At 68.0% G+C, this 17,217-nt stretch carries 18 protein-coding genes and 1 pseudogene; 11 read left to right on the forward strand and 8 right to left on the reverse strand.

Translation table 11 applies throughout. The features are described 5' to 3' along the window. The first annotated feature begins 37 nt into the window (after positions 1-37). Entirely contained in the window at positions 38-1,012 is a 975-nt protein-coding gene (locus GQS65_RS18010) for a ribonucleoside-diphosphate reductase (RefSeq protein WP_158206012.1), read from the forward strand. A gap of 184 nt (positions 1,013-1,196) precedes the next feature. Here GQS65_RS18010 and GQS65_RS18015 read toward each other — a convergent pair whose 3' ends face one another. Next, complete coding sequence (locus tag GQS65_RS18015) at positions 1,197-2,183, reverse strand: NAD-dependent epimerase/dehydratase family protein (RefSeq protein ID WP_158206013.1); 987 nt, start codon at positions 2,181-2,183, stop codon at positions 1,197-1,199. 353 nt (positions 2,184-2,536) lie between these two features. Between GQS65_RS18015 and GQS65_RS18020 the strand changes: the two genes are divergently transcribed. Then, on the forward strand, positions 2,537-2,689 hold the full coding sequence (locus GQS65_RS18020; RefSeq protein ID WP_158206014.1) for a hypothetical protein: 153 nt from the start codon (positions 2,537-2,539) through the stop codon (positions 2,687-2,689). Between the two features lie 14 nt (positions 2,690-2,703). Here GQS65_RS18020 and GQS65_RS18025 read toward each other — a convergent pair whose 3' ends face one another. The 4 genes from GQS65_RS18025 to GQS65_RS18040 form a co-directional block, all read right to left on the reverse strand. Next, entirely contained in the window at positions 2,704-3,012 is a 309-nt protein-coding gene (locus GQS65_RS18025; protein ID WP_368280312.1) for a hypothetical protein, read from the reverse strand. A 190-nt stretch (positions 3,013-3,202) separates the two neighbouring features. Continuing rightward, positions 3,203-3,874: a bifunctional 4-hydroxy-2-oxoglutarate aldolase/2-dehydro-3-deoxy-phosphogluconate aldolase gene (locus GQS65_RS18030; protein ID WP_158206015.1), complete on the reverse strand. Its 672-nt coding sequence runs from the start codon at positions 3,872-3,874 to the stop codon at positions 3,203-3,205. Between the two features lie 91 nt (positions 3,875-3,965). Further along, positions 3,966-4,934, reverse strand: a complete 969-nt coding sequence (gene kdgK1, locus GQS65_RS18035; RefSeq protein WP_158206016.1) for a bifunctional 2-dehydro-3-deoxygluconokinase/2-dehydro-3-deoxygalactonokinase — start codon at positions 4,932-4,934, stop codon at positions 3,966-3,968. 72 nt (positions 4,935-5,006) lie between these two features. Beyond that, entirely contained in the window at positions 5,007-6,086 is a 1,080-nt protein-coding gene (locus GQS65_RS18040) for a M24 family metallopeptidase (protein ID WP_158206017.1), read from the reverse strand. Between the two features lie 124 nt (positions 6,087-6,210). Here GQS65_RS18040 and GQS65_RS18045 point away from each other — a divergent pair, with 124 nt between their 5' ends. From GQS65_RS18045 to GQS65_RS18075, 8 genes and pseudogenes are all read left to right on the forward strand, one after another. Beyond that, positions 6,211-6,717, forward strand: coding sequence for an LUD domain-containing protein (locus GQS65_RS18045; protein ID WP_158206018.1), 507 nt, complete (start codon positions 6,211-6,213; stop codon positions 6,715-6,717). Then, positions 6,717-8,981: an LUD domain-containing protein gene (locus GQS65_RS18050; RefSeq protein ID WP_158206019.1), complete on the forward strand. Its 2,265-nt coding sequence runs from the start codon at positions 6,717-6,719 to the stop codon at positions 8,979-8,981. Before GQS65_RS18045 ends, GQS65_RS18050 begins: the two co-directional genes overlap by 1 nt. Positions 8,982-9,521: 540 nt before the next feature. Continuing rightward, positions 9,522-10,415: a ParA family protein gene (locus tag GQS65_RS18055; protein ID WP_158206020.1), complete on the forward strand. Its 894-nt coding sequence runs from the start codon at positions 9,522-9,524 to the stop codon at positions 10,413-10,415. Next, positions 10,408-10,950, forward strand: coding sequence for a hypothetical protein (locus GQS65_RS18060; RefSeq protein ID WP_158206021.1), 543 nt, complete (start codon positions 10,408-10,410; stop codon positions 10,948-10,950). Before GQS65_RS18055 ends, GQS65_RS18060 begins: the two co-directional genes overlap by 8 nt. 656 nt (positions 10,951-11,606) lie before the next feature. Further along, positions 11,607-12,578 (forward strand): orotate phosphoribosyltransferase, encoded by a 972-nt coding sequence (locus tag GQS65_RS18065; protein ID WP_199268502.1) that lies wholly within the window; start codon positions 11,607-11,609, stop codon positions 12,576-12,578. Positions 12,579-12,801: 223 nt separating this feature from the next. After that, positions 12,802-13,080, forward strand: a complete 279-nt coding sequence (locus GQS65_RS18070; protein ID WP_158206023.1) for a twin-arginine translocase TatA/TatE family subunit — start codon at positions 12,802-12,804, stop codon at positions 13,078-13,080. A 290-nt stretch (positions 13,081-13,370) separates the two neighbouring features. Further along, a pseudogene (locus GQS65_RS22185) lies at positions 13,371-13,466 on the forward strand (hypothetical protein); the annotation flags it as partial. A gap of 57 nt (positions 13,467-13,523) precedes the next feature. Then, complete coding sequence (locus tag GQS65_RS18075) at positions 13,524-14,300, forward strand: SMP-30/gluconolactonase/LRE family protein (RefSeq protein ID WP_368280316.1); 777 nt, start codon at positions 13,524-13,526, stop codon at positions 14,298-14,300. 18 nt (positions 14,301-14,318) lie between these two features. Here GQS65_RS18075 and GQS65_RS18080 read toward each other — a convergent pair whose 3' ends face one another. Next, entirely contained in the window at positions 14,319-14,777 is a 459-nt protein-coding gene (locus tag GQS65_RS18080; RefSeq protein ID WP_158206025.1) for a hypothetical protein, read from the reverse strand. Between the two features lie 202 nt (positions 14,778-14,979). Here GQS65_RS18080 and GQS65_RS18085 point away from each other — a divergent pair, with 202 nt between their 5' ends. Beyond that, the gene (locus tag GQS65_RS18085; RefSeq protein ID WP_158206026.1) at positions 14,980-16,170 is read left to right on the forward strand and encodes an MBL fold metallo-hydrolase; all 1,191 of its coding nucleotides are present in this window, start codon (positions 14,980-14,982) and stop codon (positions 16,168-16,170) included. Between the two features lie 38 nt (positions 16,171-16,208). Here GQS65_RS18085 and GQS65_RS18090 read toward each other — a convergent pair whose 3' ends face one another. Both GQS65_RS18090 and GQS65_RS18095 read right to left on the reverse strand, forming a co-directional pair. After that, positions 16,209-16,778, reverse strand: a complete 570-nt coding sequence (locus tag GQS65_RS18090; RefSeq protein ID WP_158206027.1) for a DsrE/DsrF/DrsH-like family protein — start codon at positions 16,776-16,778, stop codon at positions 16,209-16,211. An 8-nt stretch (positions 16,779-16,786) separates the two neighbouring features. After that, positions 16,787-17,032 (reverse strand): sulfurtransferase TusA family protein, encoded by a 246-nt coding sequence (locus GQS65_RS18095; RefSeq protein WP_158206028.1) that lies wholly within the window; start codon positions 17,030-17,032, stop codon positions 16,787-16,789. Positions 17,033-17,217: the final 185 nt, after the last annotated feature.

Raw genomic sequence — 17,217 nt, forward strand, 5'->3', positions numbered from 1 at the left:
TGGCGGCACACCGGTGCCACCCCCCGACGACAGACCTATGTGTCGATATTCCTCACGAACGAACGTGACCCGCTACACCGACGCGACCCGGACCCACCGACTCGACCCCGACTCCTTCGCCGGTGGCTACTTCCGGAACGCCGTCTACCGTCACTGGGACCCCTACGAGGACATCTCGCAGTCGTTGCTGGAGCAAGACCGGGAGCGACTGATCGCCCGTGACCAGACCGAAGCGGAGTTCGACGGCCTTCGCCGGACACTCGCGCTGTTCGGAGCGGGCGAGGAGGCGGTGACACAGGACCTCGCCCCGATGGCGTACGTCCTCGACGACGTCGACGAGCAGATGTTCCTCACGACACAGCTCTACGAGGAGGCCAAACACACCGCCTTCTTCGACCGGTACTGGCGCGAGGTGGTCGACCCCGTCGCCGAGGCCTGCGGCTTCGAGGTGACCGCACCGACCGACGAGCGCTACTTCGACGAGGAGTACGTCGAACTGTTCGACCGGACGGAGGCGGCGATGGAACGACTCCTCACCGACGAGCGCCCCGAAGCGCTCGCGCGGGCGTTCTGTCACTACCACCTCGTCGTCGAGAGCGTGCTCGCACAGACCGGTTACTACGGCATCCAGTCGGCGTGGAGTCCGAGCGGTCCGGACGTCGCAGTCGAGGGCGAACCGGTCCACCTCGAAGGCCTCATCGAGGGTATCACGCGCGTTCGCTCGGACGAGGGACGGCACGTCGGCTTCGGGATGCGAGCGGTCCAGCGACTCATCGCCGAGGAGGGCGTCGACCCCGACGTCGTCCAGGAGACGCTTCAGGACCTGCTCCCGCTGGTGACCGGGACGGTCCAGAACCCGGACTCCGACGTCGACTCGGCGGACCTCGTGGCCTACGCGAGCGAGAAACTGGCGAGGCGCGTCGAGATAATCACCGACAGCGAGGCCGAACTCCCGCCGGTCGAGGAACTGGTCCACGTCGAGGGGGGCCGGGACGTCTCCGCCGACGACTGAGCGCCACTCTCGGCGGTGTCGTCGGTGGCCTCGTCGGTTTCGTCGCCGTCGAGTGGTTCGTTCCGGACGTCGCGTACCACCTCCTGCCGCTCGCTGCGGGTCTCCTCGTCGGTGCCGTGTTAGCCTGGCGCGACTGGACGCGGTCGAGAGAAGAGCGTGTGAATCCCCGGACGGTGTCTCCGTCTCAGCCGGACGCGACCAGGGGTTCGTACCACTCGCGGTTCCGCCTGTACCACTCGATGAACCGTTCGACGCCGTCCTCGATGGTCGTCGACGGTTCGTAGCCGATGAGGTCGCGGGCCTTCGAGACGTCGGCGTGGGTGTGGTCGGCGTCGCCCTTCTGGGCGTCGACGAACTCCACCGACTGGTCGGGCGCGAGCTGGTCGCGGACGAGTTCGGCGAGTCGCCGAATCTCGATGGTGTCCGTACTGCCGACGTTGAGCACCTCGCCGTCTGCGACGTCGGTGGTCAGGAGGGTCCGGTTGGCGTCGACCACGTCGTCGACGAACGTGAAGTCCCGCGTCTGTCGACCGTCGCCGTAGACGACCGGTGGCTGGCCGTTGTAACACCGCGAGACGAAGTTCGAGATGGCCATGTTCGGGCGCATCCGTGGGCCGTACACCGTGAAGTACCGCAGGGAGACCACCGGCAGGCCGTGGAGTTCGTGGTAGACTCGGGCGTAGTGCTCCCCGGCGAGTTTCGAGACGCCGTAGGGGCTGATGGGCGCTTTCGGGTGGTCCTCGTGGTACGGGAGCGCGACGGGTTTGCCGTAGACCGACGAGGAACTGGCGAGCACGAGGCGCTCTACGTCGCCGTCGAGCGCGGACTGGAGGACGTTGACCGTCCCGTTGACGTTGATGGCCGTCACCGTCCGTGGCCGCTCGACGCTCGTCCGAACCCCGGCCTGTGCGGCCTGGTGGAAGACGACGTCGGCGTCGGCGACGAGTCCGGTGACCGTCTCGGCGTCACGGACGTCGCCCTCGACCACCGAGAGCGTCGCCCCGTTCGAGCGTGCGACCGTTCGACACTGGTCGACGGTCCGGTGTTTGATGCCGATGCCGTAGAACGGGTCGAAGTTGTCCAGTACGACGACGTCGTGACCGTCTCGGAGGAACGCCTCGGTGAGATGCCCACCGATGAAGCCCGCACCCCCCGTGACAAGGATGTTCATCTCGTGATATGTACGAGTATGGAGAGAAAAGCTCTTAGTCAGGTTACTTGAACGACACGTTTGCCGGTCGTTCAATCCTTCGGTTCGGTTCTCGGCGGGGAGAAGTCGGAACCGGGCAGCACCGCTACGTGGGGTGACGTCGTCGAGGGAGCGGGTTCGATAACTCACCTCAGCTGACTCAGCTGACTCAGCTGAGGTACTCACGGTCGCCGAGGGCGGGCGGTTCGGTGTCGTCGGTGAGCACGGGCGTCGGCGGGTACTCGCCGGGTGGACCGGCCGGTCGGCCGCCGGGAGCGGTCGACGCTCCCCGTGCGTCGGAACGGTTTATCCGTCCGCGGCCGAAGCACTACCGTATGCCCACGAACGGCTGGCGGTTGTCGTGTACGGACTGCTCGTTCGAGAGCGCCACGTCCGGCCGCGACCTCGCGGAGTCGATGGCGTCGACACACAGGTCGTCGACCGGTCACGACGTCGAGATCAGCGAACAGACTCCGGACACCGACTGACCGCGACGGCCACGTCAGGGTCGTCCGTCGCCGTCGGTGCGGTTGAGGTCGTCTTCGAGCGCGTCCAGTCTGGCCTCCAGCGTGTCGAGTCGTTTCTCCTGTTCGAGATCGACGGCCGCGAACAGCGGGACGACCGGCGACCGGTGGGTGAGTCGCTCGATGGCGGCGGCGTGTCCCTCGCCGTACTCGAACAGTCGGTCGAACACGTACTGGTCGTCACGACGCAGCGCACGTCGATACGGCGTCCAGCGGTCCTCGACTGCTCGCACCGCGTCGGTACCGTCACTCGTTCGTTCCGTGGGGTCGTCGTTCTCCGGTGTCACACCACCGCTTGGAGCGAGCGACTCATAGGCCGTGCCGGGTCGGTTCCGATAGTTCCGATACCGACGAACCGGCCCCGTCAGTCGCCACGCGGGCCCGAACCGACGGTTCCGTGCGTTCCGATTCTCGCTTCCGATACTCGGTCGTGCCGACCACACGGTCACGTCGTCTACCGTCGCTATCGGGTCGCGGTCACTGCTCGTCCGCTCGCGCCTCGTCGATCGCGGTCCGGAACGCGCGGGCGTTCTCGGTCAGCACCTCGTACTGGCCGGCCGCGACGGCCTCGCTGTCGACGAGCGACCCGCCGACACCGACGCCGAGCGCACCCGCGTCGATGAAGTCGGCCACGTTCTCCAGCGAGACGCCGCCGGTCGGGACGATGGGGACGTGTCCGAGCGGCCCTTTGATGGCCTTCAGGTGGCCGGGGCCGCCCGTCGACGCGGGGAACAGTTTGAGTAGGTCGGCGCCGGCCTCGTAGGCGCGGACGGCCTCCGTCGGTGTGTAGACCCCCGGTGCGACGGGGGTGCCGTAGCGGTTTGCGACCGTCACGACCTCCGGGTCGAAACTCGGCGTCACGACGAACTCCGCACCCGCGAGGAGCGCCTGCCGGGCGGTCGGAGCGTCGAGGACGGTCCCGACCCCGAGCGAGACGTCCTCGGAGAGCGTCGAGGAGACATCACGGAGCATCCCCATCGCGTCCTCCGAGTCGGCGGTGAGTTCGACGGCCCGGACACCCCCCTCGACGAGGGCGTCGACGACGTTCACGACCCGGTCGGCGTCCGCGCCGCGGACGACGGCCACCAGTCCGGTGTCGACGAGGCGTTCGAGAGCGGCGGGTCGCGTCGAGTCGGCGGCGTGTGTCATGGGCGAGAACTCACCCGACGACGAGTAAACTCTTGTGTCGCGTGGTGGCGGGCGTCGGGTCCATCGGGTCGGTCCCGTCCGCTGTGTCGACTCAGCGTTCGATAGCCGACGTGTCGCTGTCGAGGACGCGTTCGACCTCGTCGGGGGTGACCGTCGCCACGTCGCCGCCGATGGTTCGCTTGAGCGCCGCCGTCGCCGCGCCGTACGCCATCGAGTCGCGGACGCTCTCGCCGTCCAGCCACCGCGCGAGGTAGCCGCCGACGAACGCGTCGCCGGTTCCGATGGGGTCGAACGTGTCCGCGTCGAACGCTCCCTGTTCGACCGTCTCGCCGTCGTGGACCGCCAGTGCACCCTCCGCGCCGCGGGTGACCAGCACCGTCTCGCAGTCGTGGTCGGCCGCGAGTTCGGCACCGATATCGGCGGCCGACCCCTCGCGGCTCAGGACCGTTCGGGCGTCGCGTTCGGCGACGACGAGCGTATCGACGGCGTCGAACAGCGGTTCGCAGGTCGCCCGGCACTCCTCGTGTGACCAGAGTTTCGCGCGGTAGTTGAGGTCGAAGACGGTGTGGGTGTCCGCGGCCGCCGCCCGGTCGAGGAGCGTGCGCGTCGTGTCCGCGAGCGTCGTCGAGAGCGCGGGGGTGATGCCGCTGGTGTAGAACGCCTCCGCACGCTCGACGTGTTCGGTCGCCAGTTCCTCGGGCGTCGCGGTCCGGACCGCCGCGCTCTCGCGGTCGTAGACGACGTTCGTCCCGCGTGGTGCGCCGGCCGGTTCGAGGTAGTAGACGCCGACGCGGCCCTCCTCGCTCGGCGCGACGAGCGGGGTGACGCCGTGGGTACGCAGCGACGCCTCGACGTGGCGGGCGAGCGGCGAGTCGGGGAGCTTCGACAGCCACGCCGTCTCCCCGCCGAGTCGACCGACCGTGACGGCGACGTTGCTCTCGGCTCCTGCCGCCCGCATCTCCGTCCCGTGGGCCGTCTCCAGTCGTTCGCCGGGCGCGACGGAGTGGCGAATCATCGTCTCCCCGAAGGTGACTACGTCGAACGTGTCGCCGGTCGTCATTGGTGGTCACTCACGCAGTGGCGTGTTAGGCCCTTCGCCATCGGACCGACCCTCGCTGCGCCCTCGCCACCGCTACTGCTGGAGGACCGCCGGTCGGTCCAGCGTCAGGCCGTCGTCGACGCTCGTCGTCTCACGGGTCGGCCAGTCGCCGGTCGCAGTCAACCTCTCGACACCCTCGTCGGTCACGAGGTGCGTGTCCTCGCTCTTGGTCCCCTGGACGGTCGGATTCCAGGCGTAGGCCATCGGTAGCGTCACGTTGGCCGTCGAGTCCGGTGTCGCTATCCACTCCCGGCCGGCGAACCCGGCGGCCCCACCCTGGTGGTGCTCTCGCCACTCGCCTTCGAACCCCACCGTCGTGTAGGCGGCCCGAATCGCGTCGAAGACGTCCCCGGCGACACCGTCGTCGCGGGCGACTCGACGCGTCGCGGCGAGCGCCGAGGTCTCGACGCGCCGGGCGGCGGCGTGGCGGTCGGTGAGCCAGTCGGGTGGGTCGAACGCCACCGTCCGCGTCAGACTCGCGTACAGACCGCCGCGTTCGGTCGTCGCCGAGACGAGCGCGTACGCCCCCAACCGGCGGTCGGTCGGCGTGAGGTGGCGGTACCGCTGGGCACGCTTCGCGCCACCGACGAGCGCGACCGGTGTCTCGCAGTCGCGTTCCCCGAGCGCCTCGCGGAGCGCGACGGCGGCCTCGCGTTCGGTCGTCCGCGGTGTCAACCCCCGACAGACCGCTTCGAACGCCTCGGCGGCGTCCCGTCCCAGGTCGCGGTAAGTGTCGACGTCGGCGGTGGACAGTGGCTGTCGGAGCGCTGACGCGTCCACCCGCACCGCGCCCGGCACGTCGAAGTCGGCGGCGAACGCGCCGGCGGTCCGTTCGGCGACGGCGTCTGCCAGCGACCCGTCGTACCAGTCGAACGCTTCGACCGCCACCCCCTCGGCCAGTTCCTCGTCGCGCAGGCGCGGCGCTTCGATGGAGTCGGTGACGACGACCACGCGCCGGCCGTCGTAGCCGGCGGCGGCGACGCCGACGTCCCCGGTCCGGTCGACGACGTTGTCGCCACCGGTGAGCCAGGCGAAACTGTTCGGGCGAGCGAACCAGACCGCGTCGAGGTCGTTCGCGTCGAGATACGCGTCCAGTCGGGCGCGCCGGTGCATACTCGCAGGCCGACGGGGTCGTGCTTGTAGCTTCTGGCGGTCGGCCCCGCCGGCGTCCCGGCCGCCCCGACGAGTGTGGTGGGTCGTGCCAAACGCTATGCGTCCCGCGGCGCACTGTTCGCTCATGTCTTCCGTGGGTTCGTTCACCGCCTCGCTCTCCGAACTCGACGTCCCGTGGACGCGGTCGACGGTCGACGCCCTCGATGGCGTCCTCGACGACGTGCTCGCCCCACCGACCGTCGCCGCGCCGCTCGGTCTCGACGGCTACTCGCTGACCGACCGCTCGGACGTGACCCTCGACCCGACGCCCGGTGACCTCGACGGTGCGACGACGGGCCTCACCGCCGCCGGCCCGGCCATCGCCGACTACGGCAGCGTCGTCGTCCGGGCCGACGCGGCCGGGAGCGAACCGGTCAGCCTCTACTGTGAGCGCCACGTCGCCGTCGTCGCCGAATCCGCCGTGCTCCCGTCGATGCGTGCGGCCATCGGCGAACTGGGTGACGCGATTCGGGACGGCCTGACGGGCGCGGTGGTCGCCACCGGCCCCTCCGCCACCGCCGACATGGGGGAACTGGTCTACGGCGCACACGGTCCGACCGAGGTCCACGTCGTCGTCGTGGAGGGTCGCTGATGGCGAGCGACCCCGCTCACGAGCGTCAGGGCCACGACGCCCCCCACGACGACTCACACGAGGACCGCGCCGCTCGCATCCGCCGCCTGCTGGCGACGGAGGGACCGGCCGTCCACGAGAACACCGTCGGGTTCAACGAGGGACGGTACGAGTCGGTCGCTCGCCTCGACGACTACGAGGCGCTGAAAGAGGAGGCACGGACCATCAAGGAGGACGCCATCGAGCGACTCCCGGCACTCGTCGAAGCGGTCACCGAGGCCGTCGAAGCCCGTGGTGGCCACGTCCACCTCGCTGCGGACGCCGCGGACGCGAACCGCTACATCGCCGAGGTGTGTACCGACGCGGACGCCGACCACGTCGTCAAGTCGAAGTCGATGACGAGCGAGGAGATAGCGGTCAACGACGCGCTGGCCGACGCGGGCCTGCGCGTGACCGAGACGGACCTCGGCGAGTGGGTCCTGCAGTTGGCCGACGACGCGCCCAGCCACCTCGTCGCCCCGGCCATCCACAAGTCCCGCGAGGAGATCGCCCGTCTGTTCGAACACACGTTCGACCTCGAGGACCCTCCCGAGACGGCCACGGAACTCACTCGCTTCGCCCGCGAGCGACTAGGCGAGCACCTGGCCGACGCCGACGTCGGTCTCACGGGGGCGAACTTCGTCACCGCCGACACCGGGACGATCACGCTGGTCACCAGCGAGGGCAACGCCCGCAAGACCGTCGCGGCGACGGACACCCACGTCGCCGTCGCGGGCGTCGAGAAACTGGTTCCCACCGTCGAGGACCTCGCACCGTTCGTCGAACTCATCGGCCGTTCGGGGACCGGACAGGACATCACTAGCTACGTCTCGCTGTTGACGCCACCGGTCGACACGCCGACGCTCGACTTCGACGCCGACGAGACAGGCGACCCCGAAACCCGCGAGTTCCACCTCGTGTTGCTCGACAACGGGCGTCTCGACATGCGCGAGGACGACGACCTGCGCGAGACGCTCTACTGTATCCGCTGTTCGGCGTGTGCGAACACCTGCGCGAACTTCCAGCAGGTCGGCGGCCACGCCTTCGGCGGCGAGACCTACACCGGTGGTATCGCCACGGGCTGGGAGGCCGGCGTCCACGGGCTCGACGCGGCCGCCGCGTTCAACGACCTCTGTACGGGGTGTTCGCGCTGTGTCGAGGCGTGTCCGGTCGGCATCGACATCCCGTGGATAAACACCGTCGTCAGGGACCGCCTCAACCGGTCGGGCGAGACCGACCGGTTCGACTTCCTCGTCGACGGCCTGACACCGGACGCCGAGAGCGGCGGGCCACCGCTGCAGAAACGCTTCTTCGGGAACTTCGAGCGGGTCGCTCGGCTGGCGAGTGCGACCGCGCCGCTCTCGAATCGCCTCGCGGCTACCGACGTGGTACGGGCGGCGATGGAGCGAACGCTCGGGGTCGACCGCCGCCGTGCGCTCCCCCAGTTCCGCCGGGAGACGCTCGTCGAGTGGTTCGCCGGCCGGCCCGACCCGCTCGTGACCGACGCCTTCGACGACGTCACCCGCGAGGTGGTGCTCTACCCCGACCTCTACACGAACCACGTCCACGTCGAACGGGGGAAGGCGGCGGTTCGTGTCCTCGAAGCGCTCGGGGTGCGGGTCGTGGTGCCTCCGGTCGGGTCGAGCGGTCGTGCCCCGTTCTCACAGGGGATGGTCTCGACCGCCCGTGCCCACGCCGAGGCCGTCACCGACACGCTCCTCACCCACGTCGAGGTGGGGCGGGACGTCGTCACCGTCGAACCGAGCGACCTCGCCATGTTCCGGTCGGACTATCACCACCTCCTCGACGACGACCGGTTCGAGCGACTCGCCGCGGCGAGTTTCGGCTGTCTGGAGTACTGTTACGGACTGTTCGAACACGACGAGCGTCGAACCGAGCAGTTCGACGTTCCGCCCGCCGACCGCCGGGTCGCGTTCCACGGTCACTGCCAGCAGCGGACACTCGGCCTCGACGGCTACACGGAGGGCGTGCTGGAACGCCTCGGCTGTGACGTCGCCACCTCGACGGTAGAGTGCTGTGGGATGGCCGGGAGCTTCGGCTACAAGGACGACTACTACGAGTTGAGCGTGGCCGTCGGCGAGGACCTGCGCGACCAGTTCACCGTCGAGGGCTGTGCCGACCGGACCGTCGTCGCCGGTGGAACCTCGTGTGTCGAACAGCTCGACGCGCTCCTCGACCGCCCGGCGACCCACCCCGTCGAACTCCTCGCTCGGGCACTGGTGTGAGCGCCGGGGACGCTCCGTCCCTCAGCCCACCTTCGACTGTGAGAAGGTTGAGACCGGTGACCGGCCCACCTGCGTAGGGGGGTGGGACTCCCGCAACTGCGGACCCACCTACTCTCTTTGGCAGGTTCGACCGACCGGCACGAGCAGTCGGACCGCCTGGTCCACACCGTACCTCAGGTGACTACGTCAGCTACGCCGCCTGTGGCGGCTTGCCTGCCGCCGCCCGTCGCCCGTTCCGGTAGTCCACCGTGTCGTCACCTGCCCGACGCCGGCCCGTCTCGCCGAACTGCGTCACCTCAGCCGACTGCGTCGGCTACGTTAGCTACGCGTGCGCCAGCGGTGAGAACGGGGACGCCCGAGTCCGGCAACTCACCGTAGCGAGTCGGCGTAGCGGCCGTCGGCGAACCAGCCGCCTCGCCTCACGTCGTCACACTACCTGAGTTAGCTAAGGTGACTGACTCAGCTGCGTTACCGAAGCTACCGACGGTGGCTCACTCACCGAACGTTTAAAGTATCCCTTCCCGATGGATGGACCAGAGTATGTCAGCTGTGGCCCCCAGCATCGAACCTCGGGCGGTGACCTCGGCCGTCCTGAAAGGCGGTGTCGGAAAGTCGATGCTCACCACGAACACGGCGCGTGCGCTCGCCGACCGCGGGCACCGCGTCCTCGAGATCGACATGGACCCGAACGGGCACGCGACCACCGGTCTGGGATTCGAGAACGAGTACCAGACGGCCGACCAGCACATCGGCGACGTGATGCTCGGTGACCGCGCGGCCGACCCCGAGGACGTCATCGTCGACACGGGCTACGGCTTCGACCTGCTGCCCGCCCACCGCACGCTGGAGAACCTCAATGTCGAGTTGGCGAACGCCGACTTCGGGACGGTCAGACTGCGACGGTTCGTCGTCGAACCGCTGCTTGAAACCACATACGACTATATCGTTATCGACGCGGCCAACGAGCGCAACAAGATTTCGGACAACGCCCTCACGGCGTCGCTCAACATGCTGATTCCGCTCACGCCCGGTAGCGGACTGCGTGGCTTCCGGCGGACGATGGAGCGACAGATCAAACCCCTCCGCGAGTTCCGTGACCTGGAGATCCTGGCGCTCGTCCCGAACCGCATCAAGCGACGCATCGACCACCGGACCACCGACCGGGAACTCATCGAGGGACTGTGTACGACCGAGAACCTCTCGAAGAAGGTCCCGAACTTCGGGTACGTCTCGCCGGAGACGTTCGAGCGAATCGACGCCGGCGAGTGGGACGGCCCGTTTCCGAAACCCGGCCTCCGAGAGGACACCGACATCGAACGCGCGAACAAGGACGCCGAAGTCCCACTGGCCGAGTACAACCCGGAGAACGACCAGTTGGGTTCGTTCGACGAACTCGCCGCCATCGTCGAGCACGGGGGTGTCGTCCGTGAGTGACAACCCCTTCGCGGACCTCGACGACGAGTTCGGCGACACGGCGGACGGCGACGGCACGGACGACGTCGACGAGTCCGCCGAGAGCGGTCGGCCCGCGACCCCCGCGGCGACCCCCGCCGCCGAGGAGGCCGGGGACGACTCGGGGCCGACCGGGGACTCGACCGACCCGCTACCGACCGACCGATCGGAGGCCGTCGATCCCACCGGACCGGCCGAGTCGAGGCCACCGGAGTCGACGGCGTCTCCCCCCGCCTCCGAGTCCAACCGGACGGTCGACCCGACGACGACCGCGGCGTTCGAGTACTCACCGGCGATGCAGCAGGCGGTCTACCCGCGCCCCGAGACGTGGCAGGCCTTCGAGGACGCCATGGAACTCGACATGGAACGGGTGTTCCGCGCCCACGACGTCCGGAACATGTCGAAACGCGAGATTCACGACGCGCTGTTCTCGTTCGTCGTCGACAACGCCGACGAGATCGCGCGGCGAGCGCTCTCGGCACGCGGGATCGACACCGACGACGAGACGGACCACTGAGCCGCGACCGGAGGTCGTCTCCGAGGACGACGGTCGGCGGCGACCGGTCGGTGGTCACCGAGCGCCGCCACGGGACTGGTCGACCGTCGGGTCGGTTCCTCACGCCACCGGTACCACCACGAGCAATTATCAATTAACCGTGATGTATTCGCCCGGACGACTCGTCCGTGGCGAGCACTCGATGGGCGACCCGTCCGCGTGGCCGGCCACGGTGGTCGAGCGCCGACCCGGTCAATTCCGTCGCCCGACAGGGGCAGTAATCACGTCTTAACCGCCGGTAAGCACCGACAAACCCGGTGGGGCGGGTCGTCCGCAGCGAGTTCCACACGGGTGGGCCGAACGTCCAACCGACTCGTCCACTCGAATTAACACTCCACGAGGACCGCCTCGGTGGACCGCTCGTCCGACGTTCCGACCACACGGACTGTCCCGACTGGAGGTTAGTCGGTGCGGTCGGGCCCCCGAACCGTCCCGAACGGGCGACTGTCGGGTGGGGCTGTCGTACGATTCGACAGACACGTATCGGGGTAGAATCACGAGTGTTTCTGGTCCGTTATCCGATGTATCTGTACAGTCGCGTTTCACGTAACGACTCCTTATTAATGGGGTCCCAGAGTGAATAACGGAGCATCATGAACTACAGGAGCGTCTCCGATATGGGGACATCCGCGCGACAGTTGGCACAGTCGCTCCCGGTCGACGTCGATCTCATCGTCGGTATCCCACGGAGCGGACTCCTCGCGGCCAACCTGCTCTGTCTCTCACTCGACCGTCCGATGACCGACGTGGACGGACTCTGCGAGGGACGACTGTTGCAGACGGGCCACCGATACGACGGGGACGTCTCCTCGTTCGAGGACCTCGACCGGGTGCTGGTCATCGACGATTCGGTCAAGTCGGGCAAACAGATGACCGAGACACGGGAGCGACTCGACGCGATGGACTTCCCCTTCGAGATCGAGTACGCGGCCATCTACGTCTCACAGAAGGGCCACCAGTTCGTCGACCACTGGGCGGAGGTCGTCGACACGCCACGCGTGTTCGAGTGGAACCTGATGCATCATCCGATGCTGAAGCGGTCGTGTTTCGACCTCGACGGCGTGTTGTGTCGAGACGCGACACCGACCGAAAGCGACGACGGCCCACGGTATCGTGAGTTCCTCAGCACGGTCAAGCCACAGATCGTCCCCTCCGAGCGCATCGGCTGGCTGGTGACGAGTCGGCCCGAGAAGTACCGCCCGGAGACCGAGCAGTGGCTGGCGGACCACCACGTCGAGTACGAGAACCTCGTGATGCTGGAGGAGACGGCCGGTGGCCGACAGGGCCGGGACAGCCACGCCGAGTTCAAGGCCGACCTGTACGACTCGACGGACAGCGTCCTGTTCGTCGAGAGCGACTGCGCGCTCGCAACGACCATCTCCGAGCGGACCGGGAAACCGGTCTACTGCTACGACAGGAACCAGATGATTCGGCCGGGCTTCGTCGCCGAGACCCGAACCAAGAGCAGTCGGTATCTCTCGGAACTGACGACCAACCCGGCCGCGTTCCTCGCTACGGCGAGTGGCTACGTGGCGTCACAGGGCTACAACCGACTGGCGATGGCCGCACATCGGTACCGCAACGGCTGACCGACCGAAAGCGGAGTACGATGGCCGACACGGCCGTCTCACGTGTGTGCCACGCGGTGGGTTGACCGACTTCTCCCGACTGGTGGACGCATCGACCGGCCGAACGGTCGGTTCGGCGCTACAGACCGGTCGGAACGGCGATACGTTCGGTGTGCCGGTGGCTCAACCTATGGGGGTAAGACCTACAAGTGGGAAGCCGAATGGTCAGGTAGCGATTCACACCATGCCAACCGTACCACTGTTCCCCGGCATCCCTGGGGGCATCGAAGTGTTCGTCGTGCTGCTCATCATCGTCCTGTTGTTCGGGGCGAACAAACTCCCGAAGCTGGCGCGTTCGTCGGGGCAGGCGATGGGCGAGTTCAAGAAGGGCCGTGAGGAGATGGAGGCCGAACTCTCGGAGATGAAAGGCGACGCGATGGGCACGAACGAGGAGTCCGAGACGGCCACCTCGACGGCCGACGCCGACTCCGAGACGACGAACAACTCCACCGAAACCGCGTAACGCCGTTCTTCTCTCCGTTTTCGACGCCTCCGAGCGGACGTACCGCCGGTCTCTCTCGGCCGACCCGCCCCACCGTCTCACGCCGGACCGACGGGAACAGCTTTCACCGGTCCGTGTGTGGCTTCCCGCCATGGTGTTCGGACCCCTCCGCAGGCATCCACTGTTGACCGCGGGACTCTTGGTCGGGAGCGTCGCAGCACTCGGCCGTTCGACGGAGTCACGACTCGACCCCGTCCGCTGGTCGGCACCCCCCCGCCCCGGCGCTCGCCGGCCGACTCGGCTCCAACGAGGAACTGACCGGTCTCGACACGGTGGTGCGTGTCGACGGCCCCGAGGACGTCGCGTTCGACGACGAGAACCGACTCTACACGGGCGCGGGCGACGGCAGAGTCTACCGGACCGTGGAACCAATCGACGAGTCGACGAGCGAGGCCACCGTCGAGGTGTACGCCGCCCTCGACGGCCGCCCGCTCGGACTGACGTTCGACGGCGACGACCTGCTGGTCGCGGCGACCGAAGCGGGACTCTGCTCGGTCGCTCCCCACGGCGAGGTGACGACGCTCGCCGACAGTGCGGACGGGCGACCCGTCGCCTACGCCGACGACATCTTCGTGGCCGACGACGGGACGGTCTACTTCACCGACGCGACGGCCCACGAGCGCTTCGAAGACGAGTTGTGGGAGCTGGGCGATACGGGGCGACTGCTCGCGTACCACCCCGACTCCGGCGAGACGACGGTCGAACTCGACGGACTGGGGTTCGCCAACGGCCTCGCGCTCGGCCCCGACGACGAGTCGCTGCTCGTCACCGAGACGTCCCGGTATCGCGTCACGCAGTACTGGTTCGAGGGCGACCGTGAGGGCGAGGACGCGCCGTTCGTCGAGACCCTGCCGGGCTTCCCCGACAACGTCGACCGGGGAGCGGACGGCCGGTACTGGCTGGCGATTCCGAGCCTCAGAGCCGACGTCCTCGACACGCTCCACCGGTACCCGTGGGTGATTCGACAGCTCGGGAAGCTCCCCGAGTCGGCGACCGAAATCGACATCGAACCCTACGGGCTGGTCGTCGAACTCGACGCGGACGGGAACGTCGTCGACAGCCTCCACGCCCCCGACGGGGACGTCTTCGGCATCACCTCGGCGACCCCACACGACGACGCGCTCTACCTCGGGTCGCTGTTCGGGTCGTCGGTGGCGCGCTACCCGTTCGACTCGGAGTGAGGCGACCCGGTCGGGCTGTCACTCCTCCGCCGGGAGCGGTTCGACACGGCCGTCGGCGTGGACGATGCGAGCGGTCGCCATCGCGTCGGCGACGACCGTCGACGGTGACTCCGTGTCCGCGTCGGCGGCTTCGTCACTCGCCGCGTCGGACGCGGCGGCGAACCGCTCGGCGACGGCCGCCGACACCTCCCACTCCAGTGCGCCGTCCCGGCGATGACGGGGCGTGGTCGGGTCGTACGCCCGGACGACCAGTCCGTCGACGGTCGGCCACGCTTCCTCGTCGAGGGCGGCCGCGAACGCGGCGACGACCGGCCGTGCGGTCTCCTGCAACACCGCCCGTGCGTCGTCGGCGTGGCCGGCGTACCCGAGGAAGGCGGTGTCCTCGTCGACGGCGTCGTACCGTTCGACCCGGAGGTTGACGTCCTCGAGCAGTCTGGCCGTGTGCTCCGCGAGTCGCCCCGCCAGTTCCTCAGTCATCCGTCGCCTCCGTCCGCCCGACCGCCGGTACCGCTCGGTCGCCACCGGGAGGCCGTGCTCCGTCGCTGAACGAACTCATGGTCTCACTCGACGGCCACCGAGGTGAAAAGCCGGGTGGTCCCGACCGACGACGAACCACGACCTCTGTATTGTGAATATTGCACAATTCTTTTAGCGCTGTAGCGACGAGTTGCCGGTACCGATGGAACGAGCCGACTTTCCGACGCCGGAAGCAACGGTCGAGGCCGCCACACCGACCGACCTGTACCGCCGCATCGACGACGGGGCGGACGTGACGCTTCTCGACGTCCGGATGCCCACGGACTTCGAGGAGTGGCACGTCGACGGCGACACCGTCGAGGTCACGAACGTCCCGTACCACGAGTTCCTCGACGGCGTGGACGAGGACCTCCTCGAACGTGTCCCCGAAGGTGACCCGCTCGTCGTCCTCTGTGCGAAAGGTACGGCCAGCGAGTTCGTCGCCGGTAGTCTCGCCGACGCCGGCCGGCGCGTCGTACATCTTGACGGTGGGATGAACGGGTGGGCGCGCGTCCTCGACCGGGTCGAGGTGACCGACTACGACGGTCCCGGTACGGTCTACCAGTACCAGCGGCCGTCGTCGGGCTGTCTCTCGTATCTCGTCGTCTCCGACGGCGAGGCGGCCGTCGTCGACCCGTTGCGGGCGTTCGCCGACCGTTACCGCGAGGACGCGGCCGCACTCGAGGCGACACTGGTCGACGCGTTCGACACACACGTCCACGCCGACCACGTCAGCGGCGTTCGGACGCTCGAGGACGCCGACACCCGTGGCGTCGTCCCCGAGGCGGCCGCGGACCGGGGGGTCACCTACACGGACCGGGTCGACACCGTCGCGGACGGTGGAGAGTATGCCGTCGGCGACGCCACCGTCGAGGCGGTTTACACACCGGGACACACGACGGGTATGACCTCGTATCTCGTCGGCGACTCGCTGCTCGCAACGGGCGATGGCCTGTTCGTCGAGAGCGTCGCCCGTCCGGACCTCGAAGACGGTGCCGACCGTGCGGAAGACGCCGCTCGAACGCTCTACGAGACGCTCCACGACTGCGTTCGCTCGCTCTCCGACGACACCGTCGTCGCCCCCGCCCACTTCGGCGACGCGACGACCCCCGCCGCCGACGGCAGTTACACCGCTGCGCTCGGCGACGTCGTCGAGCGGATGCGTGCACTCTCACTTCCCGAAGACGAGTTCGTCGACCTCGTGCTGTCGGACATGCCGCCTCGCCCCGCCAACTACGAGGAGATCGTCGAGACGAACCTCGGCCGACGAACGATCGACGACGACGAAGCGTTCGAACTCGAACTCGGTCCGAACAACTGCGCGGCCAGTCGGGACTCGCTCGCCGACGACTGACCACTCCCGACCGTGAACTGCGTGCGGAGAAGCGGGTCTCAGACGAGGAGTTGGACGTCCGCTTCGACCATCTCCCGGAAGGCCGAGGCAGCCCCGACACCGGTCGTCACGCCGTCGAAGAAGTCGTCCTCGTCGTAGCCGAGCAGGTCGATGGTCATCTGACACGCCTGGAGGTCGACCCCGGTCTCGATGGAGAGGTCGACGAGTTCCTCGACGGTGGCGACGTCGTTCTCGGCAATGCGTTTTCGCATCAGTCGGGTCGTCACCTCGTCCATGCCGGGGAGTGCGGCGATGGCGTTCGGCACGGGCACGTTCGGATTGCCGACCGAACTGAGTTTCAGCGCCGACGAGCGCTCTTCGTGAAGAATGTCGAGGCCCCAGAACGTGTGGAAGACGGTCACGTCGTACCCGAACGCGGCCGCCGTCGAGGCCAGGATGAGCGGTGGGTACGCCATATCTAGTGTCCCCTTGGTTGCGACGACGACCATCTTCTGGCTGTCGTCAGGTGTCGCTTCGAGGTCGGCGAGCCGTGTTTCCAGGTCGTCGACGCGGGCCAGAAGGTCCTCGAGCGAGGCGTCCTCCGGCTCGGTCGTGGTGTCGGTACTCATCGGAGAACTCACTCGGTCTTGCGGACGTAGTGGATGTAGACGTCGCCGTCCTCGGCCTGCGCGACGAGTTCGACGCCGGCCGTCGCGTCGGTCCACCCGGCCAGGTCACTCACGCTCCCCGAGTCGGTCGCCAGCACTTCGAGCGTCTCGCCGACGGCGAGGTCGTCGATTGCCCGTCCGGTCTCGACGACCGGCATCGGGCAGCTCTGGCCTTTCACGTCGAGCGTCTCGGTAGCGTCGATGTTCGTACTCATTCGTGGTGTCCTCGCCACGCCGTACCGGGGTCTGGACCAAAAGACTATCGTTTGTATTGCTCAATACTTACAATCAAGACAGCTGCCACTCGCCGGTCTCACTGTGCCTGAAGTCGTCGAAACTACCGAAAGAAGTCGTGAGTGGTACATATGGTCGGCGTGTGCGGAGTCGGGCGGAGGGTATG

Source organism: Halomarina oriensis (genome assembly GCF_009791395.1).
Taxonomy (GTDB): Archaea; Halobacteriota; Halobacteria; order Halobacteriales; family Haloarculaceae; genus Halomarina; species Halomarina oriensis.

Coding starts and splice junctions, on each gene's coding strand:
- GQS65_RS18010 (WP_158206012.1), top strand. CDS start 38: ATGTGTCGATATTCCTCACGAACGAACGTGACCCGCTACACCGACGCG.
- GQS65_RS18015 (WP_158206013.1), bottom strand. CDS start 2,183: ATGAACATCCTTGTCACGGGGGGTGCGGGCTTCATCGGTGGGCATCTC.
- GQS65_RS18020 (WP_158206014.1), top strand. CDS start 2,537: ATGCCCACGAACGGCTGGCGGTTGTCGTGTACGGACTGCTCGTTCGAG.
- GQS65_RS18030 (WP_158206015.1), bottom strand. CDS start 3,874: ATGACACACGCCGCCGACTCGACGCGACCCGCCGCTCTCGAACGCCTC.
- kdgK1 (WP_158206016.1), bottom strand. CDS start 4,934: ATGACGACCGGCGACACGTTCGACGTAGTCACCTTCGGGGAGACGATG.
- GQS65_RS18040 (WP_158206017.1), bottom strand. CDS start 6,086: ATGCACCGGCGCGCCCGACTGGACGCGTATCTCGACGCGAACGACCTC.
- GQS65_RS18045 (WP_158206018.1), top strand. CDS start 6,211: ATGTCTTCCGTGGGTTCGTTCACCGCCTCGCTCTCCGAACTCGACGTC.
- GQS65_RS18050 (WP_158206019.1), top strand. CDS start 6,717: ATGGCGAGCGACCCCGCTCACGAGCGTCAGGGCCACGACGCCCCCCAC.
- GQS65_RS18055 (WP_158206020.1), top strand. CDS start 9,522: ATGTCAGCTGTGGCCCCCAGCATCGAACCTCGGGCGGTGACCTCGGCC.
- GQS65_RS18065 (WP_199268502.1), top strand. CDS start 11,607: ATGGGGACATCCGCGCGACAGTTGGCACAGTCGCTCCCGGTCGACGTC.
- GQS65_RS18070 (WP_158206023.1), top strand. CDS start 12,802: ATGCCAACCGTACCACTGTTCCCCGGCATCCCTGGGGGCATCGAAGTG.
- GQS65_RS18080 (WP_158206025.1), bottom strand. CDS start 14,777: ATGACTGAGGAACTGGCGGGGCGACTCGCGGAGCACACGGCCAGACTG.
- GQS65_RS18085 (WP_158206026.1), top strand. CDS start 14,980: ATGGAACGAGCCGACTTTCCGACGCCGGAAGCAACGGTCGAGGCCGCC.
- GQS65_RS18090 (WP_158206027.1), bottom strand. CDS start 16,778: ATGAGTACCGACACCACGACCGAGCCGGAGGACGCCTCGCTCGAGGAC.
- GQS65_RS18095 (WP_158206028.1), bottom strand. CDS start 17,032: ATGAGTACGAACATCGACGCTACCGAGACGCTCGACGTGAAAGGCCAG.